This window comes from Thauera sp. (genome assembly GCF_034003485.1).
Lineage (GTDB): Bacteria > Pseudomonadota > Gammaproteobacteria > Burkholderiales > Rhodocyclaceae > Thauera.
Genome location: NZ_JAVEYL010000014.1, coordinates 87307 through 106496 on the forward strand (window position 1 = coordinate 87307; position 19190 = coordinate 106496).

At 59.9% G+C, this 19190-nt stretch carries 23 protein-coding genes; 1 reads left to right on the plus strand and 22 read right to left on the minus strand.

From position 1 onward, the window contains the following. Window positions 1-76: 76 nt before the first annotated feature. From RBT54_RS09990 to vapB, 3 genes are all read right to left on the minus strand, one after another. Window positions 77-640: a Uma2 family endonuclease gene (locus RBT54_RS09990; RefSeq protein ID WP_320366710.1), complete on the minus strand. Its 564-nt coding sequence runs from the start codon at window positions 638-640 to the stop codon at window positions 77-79. A 64-nt stretch (window positions 641-704) separates the two neighbouring features. Beyond that, window positions 705-1106: a type II toxin-antitoxin system tRNA(fMet)-specific endonuclease VapC gene (gene vapC, locus RBT54_RS09995; protein WP_320366711.1), complete on the minus strand. Its 402-nt coding sequence runs from the start codon at window positions 1104-1106 to the stop codon at window positions 705-707. Further along, the gene (vapB, locus tag RBT54_RS10000) at window positions 1106-1339 is read right to left on the minus strand and encodes a type II toxin-antitoxin system VapB family antitoxin (RefSeq protein ID WP_320366713.1); all 234 of its coding nucleotides are present in this window, start codon (window positions 1337-1339) and stop codon (window positions 1106-1108) included. Before vapB ends, vapC begins: the two co-directional genes overlap by 1 nt. 208 nt (window positions 1340-1547) lie before the next feature. Between vapB and RBT54_RS10005 the strand changes: the two genes are divergently transcribed. Beyond that, complete coding sequence (locus RBT54_RS10005; RefSeq protein ID WP_320366715.1) at window positions 1548-2117, plus strand: Uma2 family endonuclease; 570 nt, start codon at window positions 1548-1550, stop codon at window positions 2115-2117. 28 nt (window positions 2118-2145) lie between these two features. Here RBT54_RS10005 and RBT54_RS10010 read toward each other — a convergent pair whose 3' ends face one another. From RBT54_RS10010 to RBT54_RS10100, 19 genes are all read right to left on the minus strand, one after another. After that, window positions 2146-2445: a HigA family addiction module antitoxin gene (locus RBT54_RS10010; protein ID WP_320366717.1), complete on the minus strand. Its 300-nt coding sequence runs from the start codon at window positions 2443-2445 to the stop codon at window positions 2146-2148. 12 nt (window positions 2446-2457) lie between these two features. Next, entirely contained in the window at window positions 2458-2739 is a 282-nt protein-coding gene (locus tag RBT54_RS10015) for a type II toxin-antitoxin system RelE/ParE family toxin (protein WP_320366719.1), read from the minus strand. A 44-nt stretch (window positions 2740-2783) separates the two neighbouring features. Then, entirely contained in the window at window positions 2784-4619 is a 1836-nt protein-coding gene (locus tag RBT54_RS10020) for a nucleoside-diphosphate sugar epimerase/dehydratase (protein ID WP_320366721.1), read from the minus strand. A 55-nt stretch (window positions 4620-4674) separates the two neighbouring features. Next, the gene (locus tag RBT54_RS10025; RefSeq protein WP_320366723.1) at window positions 4675-5250 is read right to left on the minus strand and encodes an acetyltransferase; all 576 of its coding nucleotides are present in this window, start codon (window positions 5248-5250) and stop codon (window positions 4675-4677) included. Further along, complete coding sequence (locus RBT54_RS10030; RefSeq protein ID WP_320366725.1) at window positions 5247-6272, minus strand: glycosyltransferase family 4 protein; 1026 nt, start codon at window positions 6270-6272, stop codon at window positions 5247-5249. Before RBT54_RS10030 ends, RBT54_RS10025 begins: the two co-directional genes overlap by 4 nt. After that, the gene (locus tag RBT54_RS10035; protein ID WP_320366727.1) at window positions 6269-7225 is read right to left on the minus strand and encodes an SDR family oxidoreductase; all 957 of its coding nucleotides are present in this window, start codon (window positions 7223-7225) and stop codon (window positions 6269-6271) included. The genes RBT54_RS10030 and RBT54_RS10035 overlap by 4 nt, the downstream gene beginning before the upstream one ends. Window positions 7226-7234: 9 nt before the next feature. Then, window positions 7235-8161 (minus strand): glycosyltransferase, encoded by a 927-nt coding sequence (locus RBT54_RS10040; RefSeq protein WP_320366729.1) that lies wholly within the window; start codon window positions 8159-8161, stop codon window positions 7235-7237. Window positions 8162-8218: 57 nt separating this feature from the next. Beyond that, window positions 8219-8455, minus strand: coding sequence for a sugar phosphate nucleotidyltransferase (locus RBT54_RS10045; protein WP_320366730.1), 237 nt, complete (start codon window positions 8453-8455; stop codon window positions 8219-8221). A 21-nt stretch (window positions 8456-8476) separates the two neighbouring features. Further along, window positions 8477-9949 (minus strand): phosphomannomutase, encoded by a 1473-nt coding sequence (locus tag RBT54_RS10050; RefSeq protein ID WP_320366732.1) that lies wholly within the window; start codon window positions 9947-9949, stop codon window positions 8477-8479. Further along, on the minus strand, window positions 9936-11345 hold the full coding sequence (locus RBT54_RS10055) for a mannose-1-phosphate guanylyltransferase/mannose-6-phosphate isomerase (RefSeq protein ID WP_320366734.1): 1410 nt from the start codon (window positions 11343-11345) through the stop codon (window positions 9936-9938). Before RBT54_RS10055 ends, RBT54_RS10050 begins: the two co-directional genes overlap by 14 nt. Before the next feature lie 133 nt (window positions 11346-11478). Continuing rightward, window positions 11479-12009: a dTDP-4-dehydrorhamnose 3,5-epimerase gene (gene rfbC / locus RBT54_RS10060; RefSeq protein WP_320366736.1), complete on the minus strand. Its 531-nt coding sequence runs from the start codon at window positions 12007-12009 to the stop codon at window positions 11479-11481. Next, the gene (rfbA, locus tag RBT54_RS10065) at window positions 12006-12884 is read right to left on the minus strand and encodes a glucose-1-phosphate thymidylyltransferase RfbA (RefSeq protein WP_320366738.1); all 879 of its coding nucleotides are present in this window, start codon (window positions 12882-12884) and stop codon (window positions 12006-12008) included. The genes rfbC and rfbA overlap by 4 nt, the downstream gene beginning before the upstream one ends. Further along, entirely contained in the window at window positions 12881-13954 is a 1074-nt protein-coding gene (rfbB, locus tag RBT54_RS10070; RefSeq protein WP_320366740.1) for a dTDP-glucose 4,6-dehydratase, read from the minus strand. The genes rfbA and rfbB overlap by 4 nt, the downstream gene beginning before the upstream one ends. A gap of 104 nt (window positions 13955-14058) precedes the next feature. Further along, window positions 14059-15102 carry a glycosyltransferase gene (locus tag RBT54_RS10075; RefSeq protein WP_320366742.1) on the minus strand — a complete coding sequence of 348 codons (1044 nt, stop codon included), beginning with the start codon at window positions 15100-15102 and terminating at the stop codon, window positions 14059-14061. Window positions 15103-15179: 77 nt separating this feature from the next. Beyond that, window positions 15180-15770 carry a DapH/DapD/GlmU-related protein gene (locus tag RBT54_RS10080; RefSeq protein WP_320366743.1) on the minus strand — a complete coding sequence of 197 codons (591 nt, stop codon included), beginning with the start codon at window positions 15768-15770 and terminating at the stop codon, window positions 15180-15182. Then, window positions 15767-16975, minus strand: a complete 1209-nt coding sequence (locus RBT54_RS10085; protein WP_320366745.1) for a hypothetical protein — start codon at window positions 16973-16975, stop codon at window positions 15767-15769. The genes RBT54_RS10080 and RBT54_RS10085 overlap by 4 nt, the downstream gene beginning before the upstream one ends. Further along, window positions 16972-17724 (minus strand): glycosyltransferase family 2 protein, encoded by a 753-nt coding sequence (locus tag RBT54_RS10090; RefSeq protein WP_320366747.1) that lies wholly within the window; start codon window positions 17722-17724, stop codon window positions 16972-16974. The genes RBT54_RS10085 and RBT54_RS10090 overlap by 4 nt, the downstream gene beginning before the upstream one ends. Window positions 17725-17862: 138 nt before the next feature. Further along, window positions 17863-18852 carry a GDP-L-fucose synthase gene (gene fcl, locus RBT54_RS10095; RefSeq protein ID WP_320366761.1) on the minus strand — a complete coding sequence of 330 codons (990 nt, stop codon included), beginning with the start codon at window positions 18850-18852 and terminating at the stop codon, window positions 17863-17865. Window positions 18853-18981: 129 nt separating this feature from the next. Further along, a partial coding sequence (locus tag RBT54_RS10100; RefSeq protein WP_320366749.1) for a GDP-mannose 4,6-dehydratase occupies window positions 18982-19190 on the minus strand: 209 nt, incomplete at its 5' end.

Consider the following 19190-nt stretch of genomic DNA (forward strand, 5'->3'; position numbering starts at 1 on the left):
ATTGCATTCGCGGGCGAGCCCGCTCCCACGAATCAACGGCAAATCGATCGGGTCGCACTCGATTGACGATTGAGGCCTACAAGGCCTCCGCGTCGATGTAGATCTCATCGACCGTGATTTCCGCATCAAGGCATTCCAGCCGGAAGCTACCTTCGGTGAAGGACTCGTGCCGCACGGTCTCGCCGAAGCGATAAACCTCCACGCAGCGCTTCTCCGGGTCGATCAGGAGGTATTCGCGCAGTGACGGGATCGTCTGGTAGGCGAAGAGCTTTTCGCGACGGTCGATGCGTTCGGTGCTGGGCGACAGTACCTCCACCACCATGCACGGGTGCCGGCGGTAGTAGGGCTCGCGATCCTGCGGGTCGCAGGCGAGCAGCAGGTCGGGGTAATAGAAGTAGGTCTGGTCGGCGTGGTCGACGCGCACTTTCATGTCGGCGATGAAGAGCTGGCAGGCCTTGCGGCGCGCGTGCGGAATCAACGCGGCGTGCAGGGCGCCCGCGACCAAGCCGTGCTGCGCGCTCGCGCCACCCATCGCGACCACCTCGCCGTCGAGGTATTCGTGCTTGATCTCGGTCCGCGTCTCGCCGTCGAGGTAGTCGTCGATGCTGATCGGGGCAGGGCGTGTCTGTGCATTTCTCATGAAGCCTCCGTTGTGGCGAACCGATCAAAGTCTGCACCCAATTCTGCCGATTTGCTGCGGGACTTCAAATCGCCCAGTTGGCCAACTGCAGCGCTTCCACGCGCTCGAACTCGCGCAGATTGTTCGACACCAGCGTCAGGCCTTCGCTGCGTGCGTGCGCTGCGATGTGCAGGTCATTGACGCCGATCGTCTGGCCACGCGTTTCAAGCTGGGCGCGGATGTTTCCATAGTGCATCGCGGCCTTGGGCCCATAAGGGAGCACTTGAAGGCGGCTGCAGAAATCCTCGACTGCGGCCAGCGACCGCGTCGGCGCATTGCTCTTTTCGGCGCCGTGCATCAACTCCGCGAGCGTGATCGACGAGATCGCCATGTGACCCGCGTTCTCGTTGAACAAGGCCAGCGCCGACAGCGGCCGGCGCTTGATCACGTAGATCACGATGTTGGTGTCGAGCAGGTAGCGCAACATCAAAGCGCCTCGCGTTCCTGCTGTTCCTGGCTGGCGCGGGTTTCCATGAAGTCGTCGGCAACCTGGGGGCCGTCGATGAAGAAGGAGTCCCAGCTATGGCCCACCGGCGCGATGATCCGCTCCACCCCATGCGCGCGGATATCCACGCGCTTCACGTCGGGCGGGAGGCGCATGTCGGCCGGCAGACGCACGGCCTGGCTGCGGTTGTTCGTAAAGACGGTGCTCGTTGTCATGAGTGCCTCCTTCATTGAGTTGGATACGGCGCGAGTATATCCCGTTACGCGACTGGGGCATTCGATGCCTGGCGGGCTCCTTCTCCGACGCCCGACACATTTCGACCCTGCCGCGCTTGATGGCGTGCTCACGCGCTGGCTGCCGCTTCCGGCGCTTGAGCCCGCTGTATCGACCGGCTATGCTCGGCCGATACAAGGAATACGCGCCATGGCCTCGCCCAAGATCAAGCCCGAATTCGACGCCGACGCCTACATGGCGTGGGAAGAGGATCAGCCCGAACGCCACGAGTACCTCGCCGGCGAGGTGTTCGCCATGTCCGGCGGTACCGATGCGCATTACACGATCCTGGGCAATGCCTACGCTGGACTACGCGCGGCCCTTTCCGGCAAGCCCTGCCGCGCCTTCGTCTCCGGCATGAAGCTGCGCATCGACCGTGTCGACGCCGTCTTCTACCCCGACGTCTTCGTCACCTGCGATGCGCGCGACCGCCAGCCCGAGGCCAGTCTCGCCAAGCAGCACCCGGCCCTGGTCATCGAGATCCTGTCCGACTCCACCGCCGCCTTCGACCGCGGTCGCAAGTTCGAGCTCTACCAGCAGATCGGCACCCTGCAGGAATACCTGCTCATCGAGCAGGACCGCAAGCACGCCGACCTTTTCCGCAAGAACAGCGAGGGGCTGTGGGTGCTTCATCCAGCGAGCGGGGGCGATGTCGTCAGGCTGGAAAGCGTTGGGGTCGATTTAGTGCTGGACGGGCTGTACGAGGATGTCGAGCTATGAGCAAATTCAAGACCTGACCCCAGCACCCCTACGCCGCTTCCCGCATCGGCACGATCGCTTCCAGCGAAGCGCCAAGCGCATCGCGTGCGCGCTCGACGTCGTAGCGCCGCTGCAGGTTCAGCCAAAGGTCTTCCGACGTGCCGAAGTAGCGGGCCAAGCGCAGCGCTGTGTCGGCCGTAATGCCGCGCTCTTCACGAACGATCTCGTTGATCCGCGCCGCGGTCACACCCAGCGCACGCGCAAGCGCATTGCTGGAGAGTCCGAGCGGCGCCATGAACTCCTCGCGCAGCACTTCGCCCGGGTGCATGGGGGCAAGCTTCTCGCTCATCGCGGCCTCCTTTCAGTGGTAATCGACAATCTCGACGTCCTCAGCCCCATCTGCCGTCCAGCGGAAACACACGCGCCACTGGTCGTTGATGCGAATGCTGTGTTGCCCCGCCCGATTACCCGACAAAGCCTCAAGCCGGTTTCCTGGCGGAATGCGTAGATCCTTGAGATCCTTTGCCGCGTCCAGCAATACCAGCTTTCGGCGAGCGCTCGCCTCAATATTGGCGAAGCGTGCAACACGTCCCCGTGCAAACAGTGATGCGGTAAGAGGACAGCGAAAACTCAGGATTGACATAAAAGAATGTATATCGATAACCGATACTTTTCAAGGCTCTTACCTCAATGCCGCGCCGGCTCATACTCCGGCACCCACCGCTTCAGCCCCATCCGCACATCCTCGTCCGCCACCGGCCCCGGCTGCGACAGCCACAGCTCCAGCTCATCCAGAAAACTCTCCGCCACCGGCCGCGAGCGCGCGATGCGCAGCTTGGGATGCGGCGTCTCGCGCGTCTCCTCCGCATCCGCCAGCAGCTCCTCGTACAGCTTCTCGCCCGGCCGCAGCCCGGAAAATTCGATGCGGATCTCGTCTTCCGTGTAGCCCGACAGCCGGATCATGTTGCGCGCGAGGTCGACGATCTTCACCGGCTCGCCCATGTCGAGCACGAACACCTCGCCGCCCTTGCCCATGGCCGCCGCCTGCAGCACGAGCTGCGCAGCCTCGGGGATGGACATGAAGTAGCGGTTGATCTCCGGGTGGGTCACCGTCACCGGCCCGCCGCGGGCGATCTGCTCGGCGAACTTGGGGATCACGCTGCCGGTGCTGCCGAGCACGTTGCCAAAGCGCACCATCTCGATCTGCGTGCCGCCCTTGCCCGAGCTGTGCAGCGCCTCGCAGGCCATCTCGGCCAGGCGCTTGGTGGCGCCCATAACGTTGGTGGGGTTCACCGCCTTGTCGGTGGAGATCAGCACGAAGCGCTCGGCGCCATGGCGCTGCGCGTGCGCCGCCACCAGCAGCGTGCCGAGCACGTTGTTGCGCACCGCCTGCCAGGCGTTGGCCACTTCCATGAGCGGCACGTGCTTGTAGGCGGCGGCGTGGAAGACGAGCTGCGGCTTCCAGGTGGCGAAGATCTCGTCGAGGCGCGCCGCGTCCTTCACGTCGCCGGCCAGCGGCACGATCTGCGTCTCGGGCTTGTGCACGCGGAACCACTGCTCGATGTTGTACAGCGCGAACTCGCTCGCCTCCATCAGCACCAGCCGCGCCGGGGCGAAGCGCGCCAGCTGGCGGCAGAGCTCGCTGCCGATCGAACCGCCGGCGCCGGTGATGAGCACGGTCTTGGCGCCGATCATGTCCTTGAGGTGGTCGGAGTCGATCTTCACCGGCTCCCGCCCGAGCAGATCCTCGATGTCGACCGGTCGCATCGCATTGATCGCCACCTTGCCGCTCATCAGGTCCTCGATGCCGGGCACGGTGAACACGTTCGCGCCCGCCCGCACCGCGGTATCAGCCGCACGCTTCAGCGCGTCCGCCGCGGCGGACGGCATGGCCAGGATCACGTGCTGGGCCTTGAAGTCCTCCAGCACCTGCGGCAACTGCTCGATCCCGCCCACCACCGGCTGACCATGGAGCTCCAGGCCCCACTTGGCCGGGTTGTCATCGACCAGGGCGACCACGTGCCAGTCCGGGCTGCGCTCGAGCTCGCGCACCAGCATCGCGCCGCCGGTGCCCGCGCCGACCACGACGACCGGCTTGCCTTCCGCACGCAAAGCACCGTAGATGCGGTGCTCCTTCCACATCCGCCACGCAGCGCGGCCGCCGCCCATCACCATCAGCAGCAGCACCGGATACAGGATCAGCATGGAGCGCGGAATCTCAGGCCCCGGTCGACGGTCGAGCGCAAGCAGAGCGACCAGGCTGAGTGCCGACACGCCCACCGCGCGCAACACGCGCTTCAGGTCCGGCAGGCTGGCGAAGATCCACATGCCGCGATAGAGGCCGGCCCAGCGGCAGGCGACGGCATGGATCACCAACAGTACGCCCAGGCCGAGCAGAAGCTTGTCGGTATAGACGCCGGGAAGCGTGAAGTTGAAGCGAATCCACATCCCCCCGACCCATGCGATGACCACCGCAAGCAGGTCGAAGAGAAAGACGAGAACCGATCGGAATGAGTTATTCATAGACAAGCAAGTATCCAGCTGTCGCCCGAGCGGGCGGCTTGTAGAGGGGTTGGGCTCAGACGGAGCGCGCCTCGCCGGGCGCAATCACTGCACCGTCTTCCACCTGCACGCCATAGCCGAGCGCGCTTCCGGCCTGCATCCAGGCGCGATGCCCCAGCACCGACCCACCTGCCATGCAGGCATTCACGCCGAGGTGCCCGAAGGCGTCGACCTTGCAATGGTGGTCGACTGTAGCGCCGCAATTAACGATCACGCCCTGGCCAAGATGGGCTTCCGTCCCGACCACAGCACCCGCCATCACCGCGCATCCAGGGGCCAATGCCGCTGTCGGCGACACGAAGGCCGTCGGGTGGACCACGCTCAGTAGCTCGCGGCCAGCTTCCCGTACCCGCACGTGAAGCTTCTCCCGGACGGCATTGTTGCCGATCGCGACCACCATTGCATCGGCGTGCTCGCGTAAGGAGTGAAGCGAGTCCGTCCTGCCGAGGATCGGATAGCCCCACACCTTCGCGTTCGCATCCGCGCCGTCATCGACAAAGCCGATGAGTTCATCCCGCCCGAGCAGCAGAATCGCCTCGGCCACGGAGCGTCCATGCCCACCCGCCCCAATCACAATGACACGCTTGCTCATGCCGCTGGCCCCACTTCCAGCTCGCCCGCGCGGAGCTTGATTGCCAGGAGCACAAGCGGCGCGTAGGCCAGCACGGCCCCAATCACCCCGTCGACCCTGCCCGTGCCAACGAGCAGCGCAATCGGCAGCAGCCATGCGAGGTTGATCACGCCGACGGTCAGCGTCACCGGCAGATGGCGTCCAAACTGGCGCGACGCGTATTGGTAAGCATGACTGCGGTGCGCCTCATACACCTTGTCGCCGCGCAACAGACGGCGCATCAGCGTGAAGGTCGCATCCACCACGAACACCCCGAGCAGAATCACCCAACTCCAGAACAATGCCGGATCGACCCAGCCCGCCTGAATCGACATGATGCCCAGCACGATGCCCAGGAAGCCGCTTCCCGCGTCGCCCATGAAGATCCGCGCGGGCGGGAAGTTCCAGTAGAGAAATCCTGCCACCGCCGCGGCAAGCATCAACGGCAACAAGGCCAGATCCGGCTTGCCAAGCAGCATATAAAGCAGCGCCCCACCTACGCATACACAGATCGCTTCCACGCTGGCGATGCCGTCGATGCCGTCCATGAAGTTGTAGAGGTTGAGTAGCCAGACCAGATACACCGCCACCAGGGCGAACCCGGGCCAGCCGAGATCGAACTGCACCCCGAAAAGCTGCAATGCCGGAGCGCCGCCCAGCCAGCCAAGCGCCCAGAAGGCCGCGACGAAATGTGCCAGCAGACGCCAGCGCGCCGCGATGTGGCCGTGGTCATCCAGAAAACCGACCAAGGCGACGATCCCTCCAGCGCCAAGCAGTGCAAGACATGCAGACGAATCAAGGCCGCCTGTTGCAGCAATGAGTGCAAGCGCAACCAGAAAACTCACGACGATGGCGACCCCACCACCGCGCGGTGTCGGCACCGAGTGCGAACTGCGCGCATTAGGGATGTCCATCAGGCTTCGCGAAAGCGCGTATTTGCGCAAACCATAGGTCAGCCCCCATGAGGCTGCTGACACCAAGAAAATCAGAAACCAGGAGTTCATTGTTTTTGCTGCTCGAGGAAGTGCTGAGCCGTCTTTTGGAGTGCAGCATCGACACTGACGGGGGGCGTCCAACCCAGGCGTTCGCGCGTGTGCGCGATGTCGACCTGCAAGGACCCGCAAAGCCTTTGTGCGATGGATTGCTTTCCAAGCGCTTTCGCCGCGGTCTCCAGCATCCACGCGGGCACCGGCAGCAAGCGTGGCCGCTTGCCAAGCGCGCGTGACATCCGCCGCAGAAGCCCCGTCGTTGAGAGATCCTCGCCGTCGCTGACCAGGAACGTCTGATTCGCCGCTCGTGGATGGTCGATGCAGGTCACGATCAGATCGACGAGATTCTCCAGCGCGACAAGGCTGCGCTTGTTGTGGATCGCGCCCAATGGAAGAGGAACGCCCCTGTACAACCATTTCATCATGTTGAGAAAGTTCGCCTTCACGCCCGGCCCGTAGACCAATGCGGGGCGAATGATGACGACCTCCATGCCGGTTTCGGCTGAGAGTTTGCGCAACTGCTGCTCGGCCTCCCACTTCGAGACGCCGTAGGGGTCGATCGGGGCGGGCGCTTGCTGCGCTGTGAATGGCTGTCCCGGCGCGGTGCTTTCACCGTTGACCTTGATCGAGCTGATGAAAACGAACCGCGTCACGCCTGCCGCCGCCGCCTGTCTGGCCAACTGAAGGGTCCCGTCGACGTTGATGCGACGGAACTCTCTTAGCGGATCGGCCGCGTCATCGTTCATTACATGCACACGTGCAGCACAGTGGATCACAATCGCAATGCCGTCTAGCGCCTGGCTCCAATCCTGCGCGGGGTCGAGCGTCGCATGAGCCACTTCACATCGCCCCCGCAGTGCCGCATCGATTGGACCGCGCACTGCGATGCGTAACGCCGCGCTTTCTTCTAGTCGATTACACAGCGCGCTCCCGACAAAACCAGTCGCCCCCGTGATAAGTATCCGCATATTAAAAGCTTATTTAACTTTGTATAAAATGAGCGCCCCGATGCAGGACGCAGCAAAGAAGTATCTGTCTCGAAGTCGCCGTCGAAATTTACTTGAGTTCACTGCTAGCCAGACGAGGTCCTTGCGCCTCATGCTGCACAAACGCGCCTGAGGTTGATTCGTTGAATTTCCGACAAGTTGAGCGATCATGCTTGCTTGTTGGAACCCCCAGCCGTTCAATATCTTTCTTGAACGCGCATGGAAGGCCCGAAATCCCTGATTGACGCCTACTTGGTTTGTGCTGTGCTGCCTGTAGAGCATACTTGGCGCTGGGTCGATGATCCATTTGAAACCATTAGATCGAGCAAACGCATAAATAAACCAGTCATGTAGTCCGATGTTTTTGATCTCGCCAGCCTTTTTAACAACGCATTCTTTAACTTTATTTGCCAACGAAGCGCTCAAGACATAAGTGCATCCAGGGCCAGCGGCCTCAAATAAATAATCGAACTCTCGCTGTGTTTGCGCTTTGTCAATTATTCTTTCACGACCGTTTTCCCAAAATGCAGTAACGTTGCTCGAGTAGCCATCGGCACCCGAAGTCGCTAGAGCTTTTATTCCTCGAAAGAGCTTGTCCGGCAGCCAAATATCGTCTTGATCAGATAATGCAACATAGTCATAAGGGGTGAAATCAACTTCTGCTAAAAGTCTAAAAAAATTGGGAGCTGCGCCGCCAAAACTATCGCCATAAGGTAAGAGTACGATTTTATCGTCCTTCTCGGCTAGTGTACGGATGTGGCTTTCAGTTCCATCGGTTGACACGTCAACACTGATATAGAGGGTGACATCAACACCTTCTTGGGCTTTGATTGATGTGATTTGCTCATCAATCCATTGCATTCCATTGTATGCCGCAAGGCAAACAGCTATCTGTGGTCTGGTGGTGCTATCGTGCATCGAAATATATCTATTCTCTAAAATTTATGAACAGGCTGTCGTGGCAGAACTGTTTGTTCAGAAAGCATGACCATCGCACCCGAAGGCCATGGGTCCCTCGCTCGGCAGGTTGCGGTAATTAGGCCGGTTTTGCGGTGTCGGGATCTCCTGGGCATCACAGATGCTAGCCAGCATTAGCACGGACAGCGGATAGTAGATCATCGACTTGGCACGGATCGGCAGCAGCAGGTTGGCGATGCCGAGTGAGATCGGATCTAAGCGTATTCGGCTCCCCGGGATGCGGATGCCTATCATTGCGTCTCGACCCAACGGCGATTAGGTTGGGAGACGAAGTTCATGGTGCAGCTCATGCAGGTAGCTCGATAGCCTAGTTAGACACCTGTCGCACAAGGTGCTTGCTCGCATCCCCTCCGGTGCCTCGGCATAGCAGCGCAACTCCGGTGCATTACCCGAAGGTCGAAGGTGCACGATCTCGCCCGACGCGAACGTGGCCCGCAGTCCATCCGTCGTATCTAGCGCTACAACCTCACCCGCATCCGGTGCCATCAGCCTTGCAGCCAGCCGGGCGTCAAACTCCAGCCTCCCCATCAACGCGCGGCTTAGGTCGGTCGGCACAGACTGTATTCGATCGCTCGCGGTGAAGCGCCTCGGCAAGTCGTCACCCAGTTCCGACAGCCGCAGGCCCTTCAACCGCGCTATCGCGAGCAGGGCAAGCATGGGCAGCACCGAGTCGCGCGTTGGCAGGGCCTTCAGCACAGAATCACCGCGTTCTACGTCGCTGCCGAGCAGAAAGCCTCCGTTCGCCTCGTAGCCTACTACCCGTCCTCCGTCGCGATAGGCGCCCATGTTTGCAATCACGTAGGGCGAGCCGATCCGTGTGCGTACCACTTGGCGGAAGGATCCGCATTGTTCCACCGCGGTATTGCTGCTCACCGGGGTCACCACCACGTCGGCCCGCAGATACTGCGCGCAAAGGATGCCTACCACGTCACCGCGCAGCCAGGTGCCGGTCTCGTCTCCGATCAGCGGCCTGTCGGCATCGCCGTCGGTCGATAGGATGGCGTCGAAGCGATGCGCCTGCGCCCACGCGCGTGCCTGCGTAATGTCTTCGGCGCGGACCGCCTCGGTGTCGATCGGCACGAAGACGTCGGTACGCCCGAGCGACAGGACCTCTGCGCCCAAGCGTTCGAGCACGCTTCGCAGCACATCACGCGCCACGCTCGAATGCTCGTATAGCGCGATGCGCAAACCGGCCAAGGTGCCCTCGCCAAAAAAACCGGTGTAGCGCCCGATGTAAGCCTCTAGCGCCGTGCCATCCACCGTCGGCAGATCAGCAGGCGTTAGGCCGTCCGGCACCGCTACATCCGAATCCAGGATCGCCTGTTCGTCCGCCTTGGCGATCTCGCCATCGGCGCGGTAGAACTTGATGTCGTTGCGGTCGAAGGGGATATGGCTGCCCGTCACGACGATGCCGGGACTGCCGTGAAGGGCGCAGTAATACGCAAGCGCAGGCGTCGGCACGCCACCAACGTACACTGCCTCGCGGCCGACATCGCGCATTGCCTGGATACAGGCCGCAGCAATCCGCGGGCTGCTCGGGCGCAGGTCGTGACCGACAACGATGCGCGAACTGCCGGTTGCCACCGTTTTCAGGAAAGCCTGGGTGTAGGCGTAACAGACCGCGTCGCTCAGGTCGGCGACCAGACCGCGCACGCCACTGGTGCCGAAGCGCACGTTGTGGGCGTCGGCGAGATGTCTCAACGGTCGGCTCATCTCATGCACGGCCATACTTGTCCTCGAAGCGCACGATGTCGTCGTCGCCGAGATAGGAGCCCGACTGCACCTCGATCAGTTCCAGCGGAATCACGCCGGGGTTTTCCAGCGCGTGCACCTGTCCGATCGGGATGTAGGTCGACTGATTCTCGGTGACCAGGTAGGTCTTGTCCCCGTTCGTCACCCGCGCTGTGCCGCTCACCACGATCCAGTGCTCGGCGCGGTGGTGGTGCATCTGCACCGAGAGCTTCGCGCCTGGCTTGACCGTGATCCGCTTCACCTGATAGCGGTGGCCATTGTCGACCGAGTCGTACATGCCCCAGGGGCGATGGACCTCGCGGTGGCTGATGTGCTCCTGCCGGCCCTCGGCCTTCAGGCGCTCGACGATCCCCTTCACGTCCTGAACCTTGTCCTTGTGCGCCACTAGCACCGCGTCCGGGGTCTCGACCACTACTAAGTTTTCCACGCCCACAGTGGCCACCATTCGGCTGTCGGCATGAACGAAGGTGTTGCAGGTCGCCTGACCGATCACGTCGCCCTTGAAGACGTTGCCGTACTCGTCCTTGGTGCTCACGTCCCACAACGCGGACCACGAACCGACGTCGCTCCAACCTGCGTTCAGAGGCACCATCACGGCGTCGGCGGTTTTCTCCATCACCGCATAGTCGATGGAATCCTCGGGGCAGGTCGAAAAGGCGGCTGCGTCGACCCGGGTGAAGTGTATGTCCTGCGAACCACCCGCCAGCGCGGCGCGACAGGCAGCGAGGATGTCCGGCCGGAAGCGTTCAAGCTCTTCCAGGTATCGGCTGGCGCGGAACATGAAGATGCCGCTGTTCCAGAAGAAGCGACCGCTCGCCACGTAGCCCCCGGCGGTAGCGAGGTCGGGCTTTTCAACGAAGCGGGCGACGGAAAATCCGCCTTCGCCAACAGCCGCGCCTTGCTCGATGTAGCCGTAGCCGGTTTCAGCGTGGCTGGGCACTATGCCGAAGGTCACCAGCTTCCCGTCGCTGGCCAGTGGCAGCGCTGTCCCGATGGCAGTATGGAAGCTTTCAACCTGCTGGATCAGATGATCGGCCGCGAGCACCAGGAGTACAGGATCCTCGCCATCCGCTACTGCCTGCAGAGCGGCAAGTGCAATCGCCGGCGCGGTGTTCCGGCCCACCGGCTCGAGCAGGATATTGGCCTCCTCGAGCCCAAGCCGGCGCAGCTGCTCTGCCGCAAGGAAACGATGTTCCTCATTGCAGATCAGGCGGGGGAGGGCGGTCTCTAGACCCTGCAGGCGTGCGATGGTGGCCTGCAGCATCGACCATTGGTCGTCGCCCAGTGCGAGAAACTGCTTGGGATTGAGTTGGCGGGAGAGTGGCCAGAGGCGGGAGCCGGAGCCGCCGGCCATGATGATGGGGGCTAGCATATTCGTTAAGGTGAAACTGGAGGTCGATGAGGCAAATGAACGCTGATCCGCTTTGCAGTGAACGCTAAGCTTGTCGCGCGACTGAATAGAGTGAAACCGATAACCGGCGTGTGCAAAGGGGTGGCCCCATCGCTCACGATAACTCCCGCAACCTCGGATTCTTCAAATCCTTCGCTGATAACTGTGGTGGATCGATCGGCCACTGAATCCCCACGTCCGGGTCGTTCCAGATCAGCCCGCCCTCGTCCTCCGGGAAGTAAAAATCGGTGCACTTATACTGGAAGTCCGCCACCTCGCTCAGCACGCAGAACCCATGCGCATAGCCGGGCGGAATCCACAGTTGCCGGTGGTTCTCGTCGTTCAGCTCGACCCCGACAAACTTGCCATAGGTGGCCGAGGCCGGATCGATGTCCACCGCCACGTCATACACCGCCCCCCGGCTCACGCTCACCAGCTTGCCCTGCGGGCGGGTCTTCTGGAAATGCAGCCCGCGCAGCACGCCGCGCTGCGAGCGCGAATGGTTGTCCTGCACGAAGGGCAGGGTGATGCCCGCCTCGTGGTAGCGATCGACCTGGAAGGTCTCAAGGAAGAAGCCGCGATGGTCGCCGAAAACCTTCGGCTCGATGATCAAGACCCCGGGCAAGGCCGTTTCGATGACCTTCATTTCGCCGCATCCTGCGTCACCAGACGCTGAAGATACTGCCCATAGCCGGTCTTGCTCAGGGCATCTGCCTGTTGCGACAACTGCTCGCCGCTCAGCCAGCCCTGGTGGTAGGCGATCTCTTCCAGGCAGGCCACCTTCAGCCCCTGGCGGGCCTCGATGGTCTGCACAAAGTGGCTCGCCTCCATCAGCGAGTCGTGCGTGCCCGTGTCCAGCCAGGCAAAGCCGCGCCCGAGCAGGCTCACGTGTAGGTCGCCGTGCTGCAGGTAGGCGTTGTTGACGTCGGTGATCTCCAACTCGCCCCGTGGCGAGGGCTTCACCTGCCTGGCGACCTCCACCACCGAGTTATCGTAGAAGTACAGCCCGGTCACCGCATAGCTCGACTTCGGCGCCTTGGGCTTCTCCTCGATCGAGATCGCCTTGCCGGCCGCGTCGAACTCAACCACGCCGAAGCGCTCGGGGTCGGACACGTGATAGCCGAACACGGTCGCCCCGCGCTCCCGAGATGCGGCCTCGCGCAGCATGGCGCTAAAGCCGTAGCCATAGAAGATGTTGTCGCCCAGGATCAGGCACACGCTGTTGTCACCGATGAAGTCCGCGCCGATCAGGAATGCCTGCGCCAGGCCATCTGGCGAGGGCTGCTCGGCGTAGCTCAGCGCGATGCCGAATTCCGACCCATCACCCAGCAGCTTGCGGAAGTTGGGCAGATCGTCGGGCGTCGAGATCACTAAAATCTCGCGGATGCCCGCCAGCATCAGCACCGACAGCGGGTAGTAGATCATCGGCTTGTCGTAGATCGGCAGCAGTTGCTTGGAAACGCCGCGCGTAATCGGATGCAGCCGGGTGCCGGAACCGCCGGCGAGGATGATGCCTTTCATGCCTTCTCTCCCAAACGGGCCAACTGGTAGCTGCCGTCCAGCACACGCTCCCACCACTGACGATTGTCCAGATACCACCGCACGGTCTTGCGGATGCCGCTCTCGAAGGTCTCCTGCGGCGTCCACCCCAGCTCGCGTTCGATCTTCGACGCATCGATCGCATACCGCCGATCATGCCCCGGCCGATCCTTCACGAAGGTGATCAGCTCCCTGTATGAGCGGGCTTGCCCGCGAACAACCCAAGGCACCATTTCATCCAGCAAATCACAAATCGTCTTCACCACCTCGAGATTCCGCTTCTCATTGTGCCCGCCAATGTTGTACGTCTCCCCAACCTTCCCCCGCGTCACCACCTCGACCAGCGCCCGCGCATGATCTTCCACATAGAGCCAATCCCGAATCTGCGATCCATCGCCATACACCGGCAGCGGCTTACCTGCCAGGGCGTTGAGGATCATGTGCGGGATGAGCTTTTCCGGGAAATGGTAGGGCCCGTAATTGTTCGAGCAGTTGGTCACCAGCGTCGGCAGGCCGTAGGTCCGCTGCCACGCCCGCACCAGATGATCGGAGCTGGCCTTGGAGGCGGAGTAGGGCGAACTGGGCGCGTAGGGTGTGGATTCGGTGAACAGATCGTCCGTGCCTTCCAGGTCGCCATACACCTCGTCGGTGGAGATGTGGTGGAAGCGGAAAGCCGCTTTCGCGTCATCGGCGAGCGCATTCCAGTACCGCCGCGCGGCCTCGAGCAGCGTGTAGGTGCCGGCCATGTTGGTCTGGATGAACTCGGCTGGACCGTCGATCGAGCGGTCCACGTGGGACTCGGCGGCGAGATGCATCACCGCGGTAGGGCTAAAGTCGGCGAATACGTGATCAAGTGCTTTCGCATCGCAAATGTCGACCCTGTAAAAGCGATGACGATTCGAACCGCCAATTGATAAGAGCGAATCAAGGTTTCCTGCATAAGTCAGCTTGTCCACATTGGCTACACAATAGTCTGCCGTCCCCATGAGGTGCCGAACAACGGCCGAGCCAATAAACCCCGCTCCCCCTGTAACAAGGAATCTGTTATCCATAAAAAACCATTTCCATTCTAGAAGAGCTCACCGGTACCGCCGCTCAGGAAAATTCATATGCACTAATCCCCGACGTCCTATGACCCGTGAAGGGGGGGGGCTTGTCAAAGCCCGTCAGTGAGCAAGCGCCAAAGTTGCGCCCAGTCAGCAGCAAACGGCGCGTCTGGTGGTGGGCGTTTTCTATTACCAAACTGCCAGGTTCCAGAGGCCAAGCCCTTGATCGCCGTCGCCCACGCTTGCGCGTCCTCCGCAGGCAAGAATGTCACCGCCTCGCAGTTGCCAACGGTCTCGTGGGCATACGGAAGATCAGCAACCAAGAGCGGCTTCGCATTAACCTTGGCCTCCGTAATGGGCAAGCCCCATGTTTCCAGTCGAGAGGGAAACAACACGACGTCGCTATCTCGGTACTGCCTTTGCATTCCATCTCTTGTTTGTTGGCCAATGAACTTGACGCCCGCTATAGCTGAAAATCGCCTGTAAAGATCCCGCGCATAGGGGTTCTCGCTGCCGTCCAGAGTGAGTCGCAACTCCACCGCGCCCTGTAGCTCTGCGGGCAAAAATCGCATGGCTTCGCATAACACCTCGAAGTTCTTGAAGACGCGTGGCAGAGCTGGGTACAGAAGTACTAGAGGTTGAGAACGGGTAGGAAGGCGAACTGCTGCAGTCGTCGTGCCTTGCGTTGAAGAGCTCTCGCGCTGCGTTGGATACGCCACGACTAGATTGGCGTGTGAGTACAGGCGCCGAAAAGCATCGCGCAACCAGTTCTGCTGGACGATGACCATATAGTTGCGCTGGATAAAAAAGCCGTACAGGTATCCGTAAAACAAACTAAAAAGCGCGAATTTCGGATCCATCCGCGCGTCTCGCCAGGTCAGCCGGTGAAAGGGTGATGGGTTGTGGCAGTAAACTGCTTGGCGGCGCGCTTGAACGCGCGGCGTTATGTCGTGCAGAGAGAGCCACAAGTCAGGTTTGAGTTGTTTGGATAGCTCGTTGAACTGAAACCATTCGAGCCGGAGGCGCTTGAACCATGACCGCTTGGAGTCTGGAAATTCAATTACGTTAATACGAGGGTTCGCAACAAGTTCCTTTCGATGCACGAGCGCAGTAATCTTCCAATCCTGCGGCACAGATTGCACCGCGGCTTCCAAGCTTTCCTGAAGCACGGTCAGGGGGCCACCTTCACTAAAGTTAACGGCTGACACCACCAAGTGTTTTGGTTCTGCCCTCACAGCCGCTCCCACCTGTGAGTTGTTTCGTTATAGCGTCGAATTACTCGTGCGGGGTTTCCAGCGGCAACGCACCGAGGTGGGATGTCACGTGTCACTACCGCCCCAGCACCGACCACTGCGCCGTCTCCGATCGTTACGCCCGGCAGTATGCAGACCGATTCACCAATCCATACATTGTTTCCGATGCGCACGGGAATAGCGCTCAGGGGGCGTTGTGCTGGGGGAGTGTGCGGTCCGTCCTCAAAGGCGTCTCCATCAAATCGTCCGTGGTTATGATCTGAAATGAAAACACGGCTTGCAATGAGCGCGTTGTCACCGATTGTGATCTGTTTGATGCTGGCAATATGAACGTGATCGTTGATTTGGATGTCTCTGCCAAAATGCACTGAGCCAGGCCCGAAGCAATCAAGCCGGAGATCAATTCCGCAGGTCATGTTTTGGCCGAGCTTGAGTGGACTGTCGCTTCTAATTCGTATTGGACGACGGACAAGTCTGCAGTTTCTGAAAAGCAATCGTGTATGTAGCGTGTCAAGCATCAAGCTAAGTAAGCCGCGAATTCCATAACGGGAAAAGTAAGGTAATCTCATATGAAGTTCGAATCTATTGATCGGCTATCCGATAGGGCTCTAATTGACTTGCGCCTTCTGATCAACTTTAGCGCTTTCGGCAGGAAATACAGAAACATCAAGAAGCTGGGTGAGAAATATCCTGTGCCTCGGAAGAAGAGTTCTAGCACTATCGTGTAAGTAAAGCACATAGGAATATATTCATCCTTTTTGGTGCTGATATTTTTTGTGATCTGTCTTCTTAGTTCGAGTCCTGATAAAAAAGCGACGACTGTTGTTGAAAAGACTAGAATAATTCCAACGACGCCAAACTCGCCGATGATCTTCGCGGCAAGGAAGCCTCCGTCTAATCTGTTGAGCGATCCTGCTGTGAGTGCTTCGATTTTTGCGGCGGCTTGGCCGGGGGGTTCTGAGCCAAGATTCTGAAAGCCCACTCCGAGGCCAGACGAATAATGCAAGGCAGATGCAATGCTTTCCCAGCCTTGAGCGTAAACAAGCCGGGAAAGATTCTCTGCGTCGGGATCAGTGAGACGGTTTAAAAAGTAGTCGATGGATATGGTGCCCGAAGCAATCAACGCTATGCTGAGCGCAAGCGATGCTGAGATGGTCGTGAAGATTTGGCGATTGCTTAGTGAGACGGTCGAAACCAAGAAAGTTGCGACCAGTAACGTAAGGTTCGGAAGTGTGAGTGAGAGAAAGAGGCTTATTAAACAAACGAACGGGCGGAGAGCTTTTTTGCAGACTAGAACGTAGGAGCACGCAATAGGTGCATAAATCAGAGCAAAGTGGCTTGGTTCAGAGAACGGTGGCAGCGGCCTGTTTAGGTGTTGGTAGGGGCCGAGGGGGAGCAAGTTTAGAGTTCCTGCAAGCCCAATGAAAATTAAAGTCCAAAAAACGATTTTTAACGACCTCTGGAGTTCTTCTTCTTTTTCTTGCTTTAACATACTCGCTACTGCGAACCCGCAAAGCAAGAGCAATAGAATGGTGAGGACGGGTTTCGTCTGGTCCCCACTTCCCATGGAGTAGTTGTTGACAACGGTCCAGAGTATTGAAATTACAGAGGCCATAAGATAAGCGACACTTATCTTGACGGTTTGTTGTTTTATGATGACGAGCGTAAGTATTATGGTGCTCGAGACAAGAAGGCCTGCTGAAAAAGACGATAGGGTGAGGCTAACCATCAAGGCGGACGGGAGTAGCAGCCACGTCAATAGTGAGATTGTCATGGCTTGCGCGTTAAGCGAGATCGAATTGCTACTTTTAGCTGTGCGAGGAGTTGGTCAATCCGCGCAACGGCGACGGATGTCGCTTTATGTCTAATTTTCGCGCGTGCAGTTTCTTCCAGTGCAAGCGATACCGCTCTATTGCTGACGCCGCCATCTCCCATGACCGCAGAAACGATATCGATAAAGCCAGCTTTCAACGTTGAACCTGAACGGAGTAAAAAGTCGTAATCTCCTGCGATTCGGTAGCTTGTGTCATATAGGCCGAATCGCTCGTAGAGGTTCCGGCTATGTAGGGAGCCGACGTGAGCAACACACATGTAGCGGCGAAAGCGCTTCCACCGCCAGGGTTGCCCGATAATTCGTCCGTTGATCTTTCCAAATGCGATTCGCGAGCTCCAGTAGTCAACTTCCGGTTGCTTATGGATACCGTTCAGGTATACGGCAAGCGTGTTCGGGAGCAGCACGTCATCTGCACCTACGAACCCGATGTAGCGCCCAGATGCCTGGGCTAAGGCCTTGTTCCATGCGTCGTAAATGCCGTTATCGGGCTCACTAGTCCAGTACGCTAGGTGGTGTGCGTAAGACTGTATTATGTCTTGCGTGCCGTCGTTGGAACCGCCGTCGATAATGATGTACTCGATATCGTCAGTTAGTTGAGGCGTGATGCTTTCGATCGTCGCTCGGAGCGTCTTCGCGCCGTTATATACAACGGTGATTATCGAGATCGTGGGTTTTGAATAATTCGACATAAATTAGTGGGGTTTCAAGCGTCTGTGGCGTTATTTCAGCGTTATTTTTTAGTAATAAGGGAGTCTGTGTGAATTAATTTAAAAATTAGCGTTGGGTGTCGAGAGTCAAGGCGCTGAAAATTCGCAGCTGGTGCGTGATCAAGACCCTTGATGCGCGTTTGCTTGCCTTGGCACAGGCGTGTTTTCGGTGTACCAGCGATACGTGCAATCGAGCCCATTGATGAGTACCGTCTTCGGTCTCCACCCCAGCCGTGCCAGGCGGCTCACATCCATCAGCTTGCGCGGCGTGCCATCCGGCTTGGTGGTGTCGAACATCAGCTTGCCCTCGTAGCCGATCACCTCGACCAGCGTCTCGGCCAGCTCCCGAATGGTCACATCCGTCCCCGTGCCGACGTTGATGTGCGAGCGCATCGGCTCGGTCTCGCTGGCGTAGCGCTCCTGCGGAATGTTCTGCAGATGCACCACGGCCTCGGCCAGGTCATCCACATGCAAGAACTCACGCATCGGCGTGCCACTGCCCCAGATCACCACTTCAGGCGCCTTCGCCAGCTTGGCCTCGTGGATGCGGCGCATCAGCGCGGGGATGACGTGGCTGTTTTCGGGGTGGAAGTTGTCGCCCGGGCCGTAGAGGTTGGTCGGCATGGCGCTGCGGTAGTCGCGGCCGTGCTGGCGGTTGTAGCTCTCGCACAGCTTGATGCCGGCGATTTTGGCGATGGCGTAGGGCTCGTTGGTGGGCTCGAGCAGACCGGTGAGCAGCGCCTCTTCCTTCATCGGCTGTTCTGCGAACTTCGGGTAGATGCACGACGAGCCGAGGAACATCAGCCTCTGCACGCCGTGGGTGTGGGCAGCATGGATAATGTTGGCCTCGATCATCAGATTCTGGTGGATGAACTCGGCCGGGTAGGTGTTGTTGGCGTGGATGCCGCCGACCTTGGCCGCAGCCAGATAGACCTGGTCGATGCGATGGGCGGCGAAGAAGGCGTTGACCGCGTGCTGGTCGGTGAGGTCGAGTTCGTTGCGCCCAGCGGTGAGGATGTTGGTGCAGCCCAAGGCCTGCAGCCGGCGCACGATGGCCGAGCCGACCATGCCGCGATGGCCGGCGACGAAGATGGTTTCGGTGAGGTTCATGTTCAGGGATTCAGTAATTTTCACGGGCCGCAGGCTCCGTGGGAGCGGGCTTGCCCGCGAATGCAGCGCTTGTTTCATGCACTTTCGCGGGCAAGCCCGCTCCCACAGTGGCGACTACAAGGCGGTTGGTCAGTTTTCGAGGGCGACTGGCACATCGTGCCCGTGCGCCTTCAGGAACGCATGTCGCTGCGCCGCCTTCAGGTCTTCGGCGACCATCTCGGCGCACATCTCCTGCACGGTGATCTCCGGCGTCCAACCGAGCTTTTCCTTGGCCTTGGTCGGATCGCCGAGCAGCGTCTCGACCTCGGCGGGGCGGAAGTAGCGCGGATCGACGCGCA